The organism is Aminobacter sp. 01T433 (assembly GCF_056398585.1).
In genome coordinates this window covers 423,251-435,253 of record NZ_JBFTPR010000001.1, presented here as the reverse complement: position 1 = coordinate 435,253, position 12,003 = coordinate 423,251, and the positions used below count along the sequence as shown (strand labels likewise).

Annotated in this window: 11 protein-coding genes; 3 read left to right on the top strand and 8 right to left on the bottom strand. The window is 62.7% G+C overall.

Annotated features, from left to right (window positions below; all coding sequences use genetic code 11):
- Positions 1 to 25: 25 nt before the first annotated feature.
- The 8 genes from AC1DLV_RS02215 to AC1DLV_RS02180 form a co-directional block, all read right to left on the bottom strand.
- Positions 26 to 670 (bottom strand): carbonic anhydrase, encoded by a 645-nt coding sequence (locus AC1DLV_RS02215; protein WP_476799698.1) that lies wholly within the window; start codon positions 668 to 670, stop codon positions 26 to 28.
- A gap of 419 nt (positions 671 to 1,089) precedes the next feature.
- On the bottom strand, positions 1,090 to 2,403 hold the full coding sequence (locus tag AC1DLV_RS02210) for a BatD family protein (RefSeq protein ID WP_476799700.1): 1,314 nt from the start codon (positions 2,401 to 2,403) through the stop codon (positions 1,090 to 1,092).
- Positions 2,400 to 3,965 (bottom strand): vWA domain-containing protein, encoded by a 1,566-nt coding sequence (locus AC1DLV_RS02205; protein ID WP_476799701.1) that lies wholly within the window; start codon positions 3,963 to 3,965, stop codon positions 2,400 to 2,402. Before AC1DLV_RS02205 ends, AC1DLV_RS02210 begins: the two co-directional genes overlap by 4 nt.
- Positions 3,962 to 4,969 (bottom strand): vWA domain-containing protein, encoded by a 1,008-nt coding sequence (locus tag AC1DLV_RS02200; protein ID WP_476799702.1) that lies wholly within the window; start codon positions 4,967 to 4,969, stop codon positions 3,962 to 3,964. The genes AC1DLV_RS02205 and AC1DLV_RS02200 overlap by 4 nt, the downstream gene beginning before the upstream one ends.
- Complete coding sequence (locus AC1DLV_RS02195; protein WP_476799703.1) at positions 4,956 to 5,483, bottom strand: DUF4381 domain-containing protein; 528 nt, start codon at positions 5,481 to 5,483, stop codon at positions 4,956 to 4,958. Before AC1DLV_RS02195 ends, AC1DLV_RS02200 begins: the two co-directional genes overlap by 14 nt.
- A gap of 2 nt (positions 5,484 to 5,485) precedes the next feature.
- A complete protein-coding gene (locus AC1DLV_RS02190; RefSeq protein ID WP_476799704.1) occupies positions 5,486 to 6,484 on the bottom strand; it encodes a DUF58 domain-containing protein in 999 nt (332 codons plus the stop codon).
- 11 nt (positions 6,485 to 6,495) lie between these two features.
- Positions 6,496 to 7,470, bottom strand: coding sequence for an AAA family ATPase (locus tag AC1DLV_RS02185; RefSeq protein ID WP_476799705.1), 975 nt, complete (start codon positions 7,468 to 7,470; stop codon positions 6,496 to 6,498).
- 79 nt (positions 7,471 to 7,549) lie between these two features.
- On the bottom strand, positions 7,550 to 9,136 hold the full coding sequence (locus AC1DLV_RS02180; protein ID WP_476799706.1) for an arylsulfatase: 1,587 nt from the start codon (positions 9,134 to 9,136) through the stop codon (positions 7,550 to 7,552).
- A gap of 348 nt (positions 9,137 to 9,484) precedes the next feature.
- Here AC1DLV_RS02180 and AC1DLV_RS02175 point away from each other — a divergent pair, with 348 nt between their 5' ends.
- From AC1DLV_RS02175 to AC1DLV_RS02165, 3 genes are all read left to right on the top strand, one after another.
- On the top strand, positions 9,485 to 10,492 hold the full coding sequence (locus AC1DLV_RS02175; protein WP_476799707.1) for an HAD family hydrolase: 1,008 nt from the start codon (positions 9,485 to 9,487) through the stop codon (positions 10,490 to 10,492).
- 141 nt (positions 10,493 to 10,633) lie between these two features.
- Positions 10,634 to 11,587, top strand: a complete 954-nt coding sequence (locus AC1DLV_RS02170; RefSeq protein ID WP_476799708.1) for a formylglycine-generating enzyme family protein — start codon at positions 10,634 to 10,636, stop codon at positions 11,585 to 11,587.
- A gap of 160 nt (positions 11,588 to 11,747) precedes the next feature.
- On the top strand, positions 11,748 to 11,993 hold the full coding sequence (locus tag AC1DLV_RS02165) for a hypothetical protein (protein WP_476799709.1): 246 nt from the start codon (positions 11,748 to 11,750) through the stop codon (positions 11,991 to 11,993).
- Positions 11,994 to 12,003 lie beyond the last annotated feature (10 nt).

The window sequence follows — 12,003 nt, the reverse complement described above, 5'->3', positions numbered from 1 at the left end:
TTGAGATGGGGCCAGCCGCCAAACGTCAGGCGATGGAGGTGCGCTCGAAATCACCCGTGTCGCGGTCCATGACCCACAACTCGCCCGCCGAGATGTCGAACCAGGCGCCGAAAATCTCCAGCCGCCCCTTCTGCTCGAGAATCTTGACGCAAGGGAACGTGCGCAGATTGGCGATCGAATAGCGGATCGAGATGCGCTCAAGCGCGGTCTGCCGCTCGGCCTGGGTCATCATCGTGTTGCCGGTCACGGTCTCGGCGGCGGGAGCCACCAGGCTCATCCACTTGCCGATGAAATCGCCGGGCGAGAGCGGTGCCATGTTGGGATCGAGCGCTGCTCGGATGCCGCCGCAGCGGCCGTGGCCCATGACCACGATATTTTTCACCTTGAGCGCCTGCACCGCGAATTCGAGCGCCGCCGAGGTGGAATGGAACTCGCCATCGGGCGAATAGGGCGGCACGAGATTGGCGACGTTGCGAACGACGAAGAGCTCGCCCGGGCCGGAGTCGAAGATGGTTTCAGGCGCGGCGCGGGAATCGCAGCAGGCAATGACCATGGTCTCGGGCGATTGGCCTTCGCGTGCCAGAGACTTGTAATGGTCAGTCTCGGCCGCATAGCGTCCGGTCATGAAGTTGCGGTAACCAGCGAGCAGTGTCTCAGGCAGATGCGACATGCGTTTGCCCTTAAACAAAAATGGCCGTCGCGGCAAATGCAAATACGCAGGCACGGCCAGGCTTTCCACTCCGGCATGAGCGCTCCTTGCCTGCACAACCACCAGCGGGGCACCTGACGCTTTACCGCGGCGGCAGTTGGGTTATGCTGCGCAAACGGCCGTGAGAAGACGCCTAGGCAGGTGTGCCCGCCCGTTGCGGCCAACCCAATCTGCAACGCATCAAGGAGAGTGACATGCGCTTGCTCCTTTTCGCAGTTTCGATCTTGAGCCTGCTGGCTGTGCCCGCCACGCCGTGGCAGTTCACCTCTCGTGCGCAAGCGCAGGAGTGCACAGGGGATCATTGCCCCAAACCGAGCGGCCAGGGCCGGGACTGCGAACAAAAGAAAGAAAAGACCGTCAGCTGACGCTAAGCAAAAGGCTCAAGGATTGAGCGCAGGCAAGGCCGAAGCGAGCGAGATGCTACCTGCGCTGCCGGCCAGCCATTGTTTTCTGGCGCGCGCTATTCCGGCCTGAAGTTTCTGGGGATCGCAAGGCACGGCATCCGGCTTCGCTGCGAAGATTGCACCTTCAAGCCGCTCGAATTCCTGCTGCGTCCCCGTGTCGCCGGTCTGGCGCAGCCAGGATGACACCGGAGCGACACCCGCCCGGCGCGCCCAGGAATCGAGCGCCGCATAGATGTCGGGCAACTTGCCCGACCGGCAGGCGTGCTCGAAGTGCTGGAAGTAGGCAGCCTCGGATTGTTCGTGTTCCAGCCTGCGCGCGTGACGCCGGGCGGTAAGACGCGGCAAGGCGCGGGTGATGAGCCAGGCCAGGACCGCCAGCCCGGCAATTGCAGCCGCCGCCCATGGCCAGTATTTCAGCCATGCTTCCCAAGCCGGAGGCGCCGGCTTTTCGGGAGCAGCCGGCGGTGCGATGGCGGGTTTGAAGGCTGCGGCCTCGGCGACCGAGACAGCGATCTCGGGAGCCTGCGCCGTCTCATGCTTTTGCGATGCCGGATCGTACCAATCGATCTCGATGGCGGGCAAAATGTAGCTGCCCGGCTTTTCGAAGGCGTAGGTGACGCGGTCGATGCGCTTGCCGTTGCCATCCTGATCGGACAGCACGGGATCATGCGGATAGATACGCACGCCGTCGGGGGTGGCAAAATCCGGCACCGGGATCATCATCGCCTGCATGCCCTGGGCCTCAGTGGTGACGGTGCGGACCAGCGTGTCGCCAGCCTTCAGCCCATTGGGCTCGCGGTCGAGGTTTTGGCTAACGGTCAGCGCGGCCGCGGCCGCCACGTTGCCCGCGGGTGCACCCGCCACGCCCGCAACTGTGAATTTCACCGGCGGCAGCTTCACCGACCCGTTGGTCGCCTGGCCTGGAACCGCCGCATAGGCAAACGTGATCTCCGCCGGCGGCAACACATAGTCGCCGGGTGCTTGCGGAGTGACGAGATACAGTCGGCGAATGCCCGAAAAACTCTCGCCGTCGATTGTCTCGACCATGTTCTGGGCCCGTATGTCGGGCAAGGTGACGACCGCGTTCGGAATATCGAGGTTCGGAAACTGCGGCGGCGACATGAAGAAATTCGGCACCAGGACATCGACCTGGACCTGAACCTGCTGGCCCGCAACGATGGGCGCCGGCGTCAGTATGTCGACCCGGACGATCGGCTCGGCGGCATAAAGCGGTGCAGCAGCTGCGAAGACGAAGAACAGGGCAGCCAGGCAGCGGGCGAAAAGGCTCATTGCTTCGCTCCCCCTGCTTCAAGGGCAAATCGGCGGGCAAGCAGGTCGGTGGGCGTGACCTGGATGTTGCGCATCCACATTTCGGCGGTCTGCCGGGCAAGGTCGACCGTGCCCGCCTTGCCCTTCTTGCCCTTGTCGTCGAACTGGACCTGGTCCGGCTTCTCGTTGGGGTCCTGTTGCTGCTCGTCCTCTTCGTCCTTCTTCTGGGCGATGAGCTTTTCCAGAATGACGAGGTTGGCCTTGGCTTCGGGCCAGTCGGGTCGCAGCTTCAGCGCCTCGTTGAGGCTGGCTACTGCCTCGTCGAGCTTGTCGAGATGGGCCAACGCGCTGCCCTGGTTGTAATAGCTCTCGGCGGTCCTGACCTGCGCGAAGGCGTCGATCGCGTCGGAAAACTTGCCCGCCCGATAAAGTGCTACGCCGCGCCACATGGGGTCGCGGAAATGCGCCGCGGCACCGGCATAGTCGCCCTTGTCGAAGGCAAGCCGCCCTTGCTGGTCAGGCGTCAGCCACATGCCGGCGAAATCGAACCCGGCAGCATTGGCGCGGCCCGGGGCAACAAGGGTTGCCACGACGAGTGCCGCAAAAGCCCATTGCACCGTCCAGCCGCGACGGAACCAGAACGCACCCAGCACGGCGATGGGAATGATGAGCCACCAGCCGACATCGAGCCAGCGTGTGTGGCCTTCGGCGAGCTTGGCCTGCAGATGAGATTGCACGCGCTGCGCGATCCAGCGGATGTCGCTGTCATCCATGGTGATGGTGGCGACGCGGACGCCGGCATCGCGCCCGAGCGCCTGCAACTGGGCCACATCGAGTTTCGCAATGACGCGGCCGCCGCCTTCGGACAGGAACTCGCCCTCCCCGGTCTTCACCGGCCCGCCTTCTTCCGTGCCGACACCCAGAACCATGATCTCATTGTTGCCGGCATAATTCTTGAAGGCATCGGTCGCCGCCGGCTCGACGCCGTCGGTGAGGAAAAGCAGCGTGCCCGGAACCTCTTCGTTTTTCAGCCCGGCTTCGACGGCTAACAGCGCCTTGGCAGTATCCTTGCCCTGCACGGGCATGATCCGTGTCTGCAGCGCATTGACATAGGTCTTGACCAGATCGGCGTCGTCGGTCAGCGGCAGCACCATGTGGGCCGAACCGGCATAGGCGTAGACTGCGGTGCGGGCGCCGGGCCTGAGCTTGAGCAGGTCCTGGACCTTGAGCTTGACGCGCTCGAGCCGCGACGGCGAAATGTCGATGGCGTCCATCGTCTGCGACACGTCGATCGCCAGCACCAACGGCGCCCTGTCTTCGACAAAAGGCGGCTGCTGGCGCTGCCAGGTCGGCCCGGCTGCCGCGATGGCGCCGAGCGCTATGAGGACGGCGATGAAATGCACCGGCCGCCACCGCTTGCTGCTTTGCCGGTCGATCAGAAGGCTGTCGAGCAGATGCGGCGCGATGAGCCCACTCAACCTTGCCCGCGCGTCGGTCTGCCGGGACACCAGAAACACCAAGGCAATGGCGGCAAGAATAGCCAGAAGCCACCATGGTCGCAGGAAATGAAAATCCCCGATCATGAGGCCTGCCCTGTGCGGTCGGCCGGCCTGCGGCGCAGAACGACCCATAGCCACGCGAACAGGTGATAGGCGATCAGCAACAGCAGTGCGGCACCCAGGGGATAGCTGAACAGTTCGATCTTGGGACGCCAGGAAAGGGTTGTCTGGTTGGCGGGCGTGATCTTGTCGAGGGTGGCGTAAATGTCCGCCAGCTGGTTTTGGTCCTGCCCGAAAAAATAGCGGCCGCCGGTCGTTGCGGCGATTTTTTGCAGCGCGCCGACGTCGAGCTTGTCTTCGCCCGTAGCGCTGGGGTCGCCGATGCCGACCGTGTGGATGACGATCTTGTTTTGGCTGGCGATATCGGCCGCGCGGTCCGGCGGCATCTTGCTTGCGGTGTCGTTGCCGTCCGTCAGAACGACCAGTACCTTTTCCGGCGCCTTGCTGTCGGCGAACATTTTGATGGCAAGGCCGATGGCATCGCCCAGTGCGGTTCGCGGCCCCGCCATGCCAGGCAGCGCATCCTCGATCATGGTCTGGACAGTGAGATGATCGAGCGTGAACGGCACGAGCGGATAGGGCGCGTCGCCGAAGGCGATCAGCCCGACGCGGTCGCCCTGCCGGCGCTTGACGAAGTCGGCGACGACCTGCTTCACGGCATCGACGCGGGCTTCGAGCTGGCCAGTGGGATCGCGAAAATCGCGCGTGTCCATCGATTGCGACAGATCGAGCGCCAGCATCAGGTCGCGCTGCGGTTCGGTCTTGGTGATCGGCGGCTCGACAAACTGGGGCCGTGCCAGAGCCAGCACGATGAGAAACCAGCACAGCGGTGCGAGCAGCCTTTGCACCCAGTTGGTGCGCGGTATGACCGAGCCTTGGGTCGGCACCACGCCGGCAGCATCCGCCACCTCGCCGAAGAACGGGATGCGGATGGCGGCGGTTTCCTCGCGATAAGCCGGCACCAGCCACCAGATCAGCAAGGGCAGCGGCAGCACGGCGAGCAACCATGGATACTCAAGCTGATACACTGTGGCCCTCGATCCATCGGCGCGCGGAGGCCGCAAACATGCGCGCGTCATCCTCGCTGACGGCGGTGCGTGTTTGCCTCGAACGGTATTCGAGATCGTCCAGCAGTTGTGCTGCCGGCTCAGGAAAGGATTTGTCGCCGCCATGCTTGCGCAGGAAAGCGAGCCAGTTTCCGCCGCTGAGCGAGGCCACAGCATCGCGCGGCCAGGCGGCGAGCGCGACACGCTTCAGCAGGTCGGGCATGGCCTCAAGGGCTTCGGCGCGCGCCGCTGCATCGCCGAGCTTCTGTTCGATCCGGGTCAGCTCGGCAAGTGCTTCGCGGCGATAGCGGTTGGCGATGCGCCGCCTGTGCCAGCGCCACACGGCAAGGACAAGCAATGCTGCGGCTAACAGCGCAAGCAGCGCCCAACCCCAGGTCTGCGGCATCCATGAGACCGGCGCTGGAACGGCGATGTCAGCCAGTTTTTCCAGCGCCAGTCTGGTCAGCGGATCCTGTTGGGTTTGCGCCGGCTCCATGGTCAGCGCCTTCTTTGTCGCCAGGCAAGCTGGCCGAGCGTGCGGCGCAGTTGCGGTGCGGTTGCCTCGGCTGCGGAAACCAAAAGCATCGGCAGGCCGAGTTCCTGTTGCCAGGCCATCAGCTCATCGCCGCGCTTTTTGGCGAAATCGGCAACCCCACTCCGGACCTTGCCGTGGCCGAGAGGCAGCTCGGCCTGCATGGAGCCGCCGCTGACGACGATGTGGCCGGTCTCGGGCAGGTCGAGCAGGAATGGATCGTAGACCAGCACGGCAATCACGTCGTTGCTGATCGTCAGCCGCAAAAGCAGGTCGCGGGTGCGCGGACCATGGCCCTCGAAATCGCTGATGACGACGACCAGATGATCGTGACGCGCCACATTGGCGACAGCCTCCAATGCGAGGTCGAGCTGGCCCGAGCCGCGATGATCGGACAGGTCCGCTTTCAGTTCGGCGTTTTGCCGCGCGATGGCGCTGGCAAGCTCGATGACTGCGGCCCGGCTGCGATGCGGCCGCAACTCGTCGATGCGGGTGTCGTTGAAAACAAAGCCGCCGACACGGTCGCCGAGGTTCAACACCCGCCAGGCGCAAAGTGCTGCCGTCTCCGCCGCCGACACCGATTTCATCATCAGACGGCTGCCGAAGAACATGTTCATGCGCTGGTCAACGACGATCAGCGCGGGCCGGTCCTTCTCCTCGTCATAGACGCGAACAAAAGGCTTGCCGGTGCGCGCCGTCACCCGCCAGTCGATGGTGCGGACGTCGTCGCCGGGCAGATAGTCGCGCAGTTCCTCGAAGGAAAGGCCGCGCCCCCGCATGTTGGAGGCGTGGCGGCCGGCGAGCAGGCGATTGACGGGCTGCTTGCGGAGAAAATTGAAGTCCCGCGCCGCAGCCTCCAGCGCCACCAATTGCTCGACCGTCGTATAGACGCCCTCGGCAGACGCCGTGGTGCGCGGCCTGACCAGGCCCTTCGACCGTCCCAGTGCCGACAAGGAGAAGCCCATGGATGCCTCCGTCAGGCGACCGCCACCAGTTCGACGATACGATCGACCACCTGGTCGGCGGTGACGGCGGCGGCATGTGCCTCGTAGGACAATATCAGGCGATGGCGGAAAACGTCATGCACAACCGCCTTCACATCGTCGGGACTGACATAGTCGCGGCCCTTGAGCCAGGCGTAGGAGCGGGAAACCTTATCGAGCCCGATCGAGCCGCGTGGACTGACGCCGACCTGGATCCAGCTCGCCAGATCCTTGTCCAGCTTGGCCGGCTCACGCGTCGCGTAGACGAGCGCGACGATGTAGTTCTCCACCGCTTCGGAAACGGTGATGCCGCCGATCTGCTTGCGCGCGTCAAAGACCGATTTGGGGTCTAGCTTGGCGGCCTGCTTGCCTGCGGGTTTGGCGCTGCCGTCCTCTTCGCTGCGCACCAGCCGCATGATCTGGGCTTCGGCCTCGCGCGCGGGATAGTCGACCCGCACATGCATGAGGAAACGGTCGAGCTGAGCTTCGGGCAGCGGATAGGTGCCCTCCTGCTCAATCGGGTTCTGCGTCGCCATGACCAAGAAAAGTTCAGGCAAGGGATGGCTGTCGCCGCCGACCGTGACCTGCCGCTCCTCCATCGCCTCCAGAAGCGCCGACTGCACCTTGGCGGGCGCGCGGTTGATCTCGTCGGCGAGGATCAGATTGGCGAAGATCGGCCCTTCCTGGAACTTGAATTCGCCCTTGCCGCCTTCGCTGAAATAGACCTCCGAGCCGGTGATGTCGGAGGGAAGAAGGTCGGGCGTGAACTGGACGCGAGAGAGTTTGGCGTCGAGGTTTTTTGCCAGGCTCTTGATGGCACGGGTCTTGGCGAGCCCAGGCAGGCCTTCGACCAGAAGGTGGCCATCGCTCAAAAGGCCCAGCAGCAGGCGCTCGACCATGGCGTCCTGGCCGATGATCGACTGGCTGATGTGTTTGCCAAGGCTGACGATGTCGTCGCGTGCGGTCATGGCGGCCTCGATTTTCGGGTGTCGATTGAAGGACGCGCCAACTTGCGGGTTGGCGCGTCCGATCTACTGCCTTGCGCGGCTATTTTGCGCTTGGATTTTGATCGAGCGACTTCGTCAGCGCTTCAAGCATCTGATCGACGCTGAAGCTCGCCGGCCGCTGGCTGGGCGGATAGTCCTTGAAGGTCCCGAGGAACGGGGCAACCCTCCAGACGCCATACTGGATCAAGTAGGCGTTCTTTGCCGTCCAGTCATAATACTGATCCGAAACGACGTCCGCACGCTCGTAGGGATCCATGCGCAGGTTGAAGACCTTGGGCGCACGCAGTGGCGTGAAGGGATTGGCCCAGACGACAAAGCCGCCCGGCGCGCGCTGCTCGGAGAATACGATCTTCCAATCCTTGTAACGGTATGAGACGAGCGTTCCGTCATCGTTGAAGTAGTAGAAGTCTTCGCGGGCGGACTTCGGCTGCTCGCCGGTCAGGTATGGCAACTGGTTGTAGCCGTCGAGATGGACCTTGAACTCCTTGTCGCCGAGCTTGGTGCCCTTCAGCAAGCGGTCCTTGACGTCCGTGTCGCCGGCAGCGGCAACCAGGGTCGGGAACCAGTCGAGGCCCGACACCATATCGTTGGAGACTTCACCCGGCTTGATGTGGCCCGGCCAGCGGACCATGGCCGGCACGCGGAAGGCACCTTCCCAGTTCGTATCCTTCTCACTGCGGAACGGCGTCGTCGCGGCATCCGGCCAGGACCATTGATTGGGGCCGTTGTCGGTTGTGTAGACCACGATCGTATTGTCGGCGATCTTGAGGTCGTCGAGTGCCTTCAGCAGCTTGCCGACGTCGCCGTCGTGCTCGATCATGCCATCGGCATATTCGTTGCCCGGCATGCCGCTCTGCCCCTGCATGGATTCGCGGACATGGGTGAACGCATGCATGCGCGTTGTGTTCATCCAGGTGAAGAAGGGCTTTCCTTCCTTTGCCTGCTTTTCCATGAAGGTGATTGCTGCCGCAGTGGTCTCGTCGTCGATCGTCTCCATCCGCTTTTTGTTCAGCGGACCGGTATCCTCGATCTTGCCGTCGGCGAAGCTGTGCAGCACACCGCGAGGCGAGTTATTCTTGACGAATTCTGCGTCATTCTTGGGATAATAGGGCCTTTCCGGCTCCTCTTCCGCGTTCAGGTGGTAGAGGTTGCCGAAGAACTCGTCGAAGCCGTGATTGGTCGGCAGATATTCGTCGCGATCGCCGAGATGATTCTTGCCGAATTGCCCGGTTGCATAGCCGAGCGGCTTGAGAGCCTGGGCGATGGTCACGTCTCGCGCCTGGAGGCCGACCGTCGCGCCCGGTATGCCAACCTTGCACAGGCCGGTGCGCAGGCACACCTGGCCGGTGATGAATGTCGAACGACCCGCCGTGCAGCTGTTCTCGGCATAATAGTCCGTGAACATCATGCCTTCCTTGGCAATGCGGTCGATGTTGGGCGTCTTGTAGCCCACCAGGCCCATTGAATAGGCCGAGATATTGGTCTGGCCGATGTCGTCGCCGAAGATGACGAGGATATTGGGCTTCTTCGCCTCTTGCGCGCTGGCGGACGAAACCGCCCCGATGGCCAGGCAACTGGCCGCAGCGATCATCGCCGCCCTCAAAATACTTCTCTTCCGCATAGTCATACTCCTGAGCGAAATCAGTTGGAACGAACCGGTGCTTTCAAGACAGGGGTGTCCGCCAAAATGTCGACGGACTTTGTGCCGGGCCTCCTTTCGGCACAGTCACTGTATTGGCGCACTTCACGCAAGGGAAGACGGAACGTATCAGGAATGTATCGGGAATGTATTCGTCGGCGCCAAAGCTTACGCATTGTAAATAAACTGCTAATCCGACGGTCTTCTTTCGGAGCATGTATGAGATTGTATTAGTATCAACGAGTGCTAACAGAAACGGCACTCGGTTTGGCTCTGGAGGATTGGAGAAAACGCATATAGCATCGCAGATGAGCAGTTCAGCCGGAGGCGATTTTTATGACCCCCTCACGCAACTTCTTCCTGCAAACATTCCTGGCACTTCCTCTTCTTTTGCTGGCACTTGCCTCCAGCGCGCTTGCCCAATCGGATGCGTTGCCTTCGTGGAAGGATGGCGCGGTGAAGTCGGCGATCACGGATTTCGTCGCCAAGGTGACGAGGGATGGCGGAGCGGATTTCGTCAAACCCGAAGAGCGCATCGCCGTCTTCGACAATGACGGAACGCTGTGGTCGGAGCAGCCCGTCTATTTCCAGCTGGCTTTTGCTCTCGACCGCATCAAGGCGATGGCGCCGCAGCACCCGGAATGGAAGGACACCGAGCCTTTCAAGTCCGTGCTGGCAGGCGATGTAAAAGGGCTAGCCGCATCGGGCGAAAAGGGCCTGATGGAGCTGATGGCGATGAGCCATTCGGGCATGACCACGGATGAATATGCCGCCATCGTTGCCGATTGGCTGAAGACAGCGCGCCACCCCCGTTTCGATCGCCCCTACGACGAACTGGTCTACCAACCGCAACTGGAGCTTCTCGACTATCTCCGCGCCAACGGCTTCAAGACGTTCATCGTCTCGGGCGGTGGCGTCGAATTCATGCGCGGCTTCGCTGAAAAGGCCTATGGCATTCCTCCCGAACAGGTCATCGGATCGGCCGGGGTGACGAAGTTCGAATTGCGCGACGGCAAGCCGGTTCTGGTCAAGGAGCCCAAGGTCGAGTTCATAGACGACGGCCCCGGCAAGCCTTCGGGCATCAACAATTTCATCGGCCGCCGCCCGATCCTTGCCTTTGGCAATTCCGATGGCGACCAGCAGATGCTGGAATGGACGGCGGCCGGCGACGGCGCGCGCTTCGTGGGCATCGTCCACCACACCGACGCCGACCGCGAATGGGCCTATGACCGCCAGTCGCATATCGGCAAGCTCGACAAGGCGCTCGACGAAGGCACCGCCAAGGGCTGGACGATCGTCGACATGAAGAGCGACTGGCTCGCCATCTATCCGCCGGCAAAATAGCCGGCGCCGCGCGCAAGCAGCTCGCCGACGAGAAATCCTGAGGGGCCCCAAAGCACGCGCGCCGGCGGCTGAAATGATCGACACCGCCAAGGCAAGGTGTATGCTGCCACGCCGTGCGAAGCCGTTGAAAGAGAGATCGCCATGAACGAAAGCGCTGTCATCGGCAAGGCGGATATGCTGTGGATTCCAGGCGGCACGTTCCGCATGGGCTCGGACAATCACTATGCCGAAGAGCGCCCTGCCCACCGCGCCACGGTGGACGGGTTCTTCATGGACAAGACCCCGGTCACCAACCGCCAGTTCAGGCGTTTCGTCGAGGCGACGAACTACACCACCTTCGCCGAGATTCCGCCAAACCCGGCTGATTATCCCGGCGCCCTTCCCCATATGCTGCAAGCCGGCTCTCTGATCTTTTCGCCTCCCAAAGGCCCGGTGGACCTGCGCAACTGGGGGCAGTGGTGGGCATTCAAATTCGGCGCCAACTGGCGCCGTCCCTACGGCCCAGGCAGCAACATCAAGGGGCTCGACGAGCACCCTGTGGTCCATGTCGCTTATTGCGACGCGGAGGCCTATGCCAAATGGGCGGGCAAGGAGCTGCCGACCGAAGCCGAGTGGGAGTTTGCCGGCCGTGCCGGGCTGGAGGATGCCGAATATGCCTGGGGCGACGAACTCACGCCCGGCGGCAAGCACATGGCCAACACCTGGCAAGGCATGTTCCCGCACGAAAACCTCAAGAGCGACGGCTACGACCGCACCTCGCCGGTGACCGCCTTTCCGGCCAACGCCTACGGCCTCTACGACATGATCGGCAATGTCTGGGAATGGACCAGCGACTTCTGGTCGACCAAGCACACGGAGGATGCGCCGAAGGCCTGCTGCGTGCCTTTAAATCCGCGCGGTGGTCCGATCGAATCGAGCTTCGACCCGAACCAGCCCCAGATCAAGATTCCGCGCAAGGTGCTGAAGGGCGGCTCGCATCTGTGCGCGCCCAACTACTGCCGCCGCTACCGCCCCGCCGCCCGGCACGCCGAACCGGTCGACACCTCGACCAGCCATGTCAGCTTTCGCTGCGTGCTGCGGCAAAGGCCGGAGTAAGGCTGAGAGGCTTCAGCCGGCCGCGCTGCAACAGTCATTGGAATACAGGGTTACGAGGGCGCTACCGGCGTTCACTGAACCTGGCCGCCAAGTTCTTATGACATTTTGATTTCCGTGCCGTTTCGGTCACCTCGAAAACCTTATGCGCCGAGACGTATTGGTGTCGCGCAAGCTGGCACTCAAGGAGCTGGCGACATCGGGTGGCGGAACGACCATGTGGCTCAGCGCGATAGATCAAGGATTGCAGTGGCACGACCGATTGCAGGTCTTTTCACCAGGCGATTCGTTCGAGCGCTTCGTTCCGCAGGGCGTGAAAACGTCCGGTTTGGAGACTTTCGGCGCCGTAGCCATGGTCTTGTCGGTCATCGGCTCCGCCGCCGCGATGCTCGGGAAAATCCTGCTCTGACGCGTCCGGA

Coding starts and splice junctions, on each gene's coding strand:
- AC1DLV_RS02170 (WP_476799708.1), top strand. CDS start 10,634: ATGAACGAAAGCGCTGTCATCGGCAAGGCGGATATGCTGTGGATTCCA.
- AC1DLV_RS02195 (WP_476799703.1), bottom strand. CDS start 5,483: ATGGAGCCGGCGCAAACCCAACAGGATCCGCTGACCAGACTGGCGCTG.
- AC1DLV_RS02215 (WP_476799698.1), bottom strand. CDS start 670: ATGTCGCATCTGCCTGAGACACTGCTCGCTGGTTACCGCAACTTCATG.
- AC1DLV_RS02180 (WP_476799706.1), bottom strand. CDS start 9,136: ATGACTATGCGGAAGAGAAGTATTTTGAGGGCGGCGATGATCGCTGCG.
- AC1DLV_RS02210 (WP_476799700.1), bottom strand. CDS start 2,403: ATGAGCCTTTTCGCCCGCTGCCTGGCTGCCCTGTTCTTCGTCTTCGCA.
- AC1DLV_RS02205 (WP_476799701.1), bottom strand. CDS start 3,965: ATGATCGGGGATTTTCATTTCCTGCGACCATGGTGGCTTCTGGCTATT.
- AC1DLV_RS02175 (WP_476799707.1), top strand. CDS start 9,485: ATGACCCCCTCACGCAACTTCTTCCTGCAAACATTCCTGGCACTTCCT.
- AC1DLV_RS02190 (WP_476799704.1), bottom strand. CDS start 6,484: ATGGGCTTCTCCTTGTCGGCACTGGGACGGTCGAAGGGCCTGGTCAGG.
- AC1DLV_RS02185 (WP_476799705.1), bottom strand. CDS start 7,470: ATGACCGCACGCGACGACATCGTCAGCCTTGGCAAACACATCAGCCAG.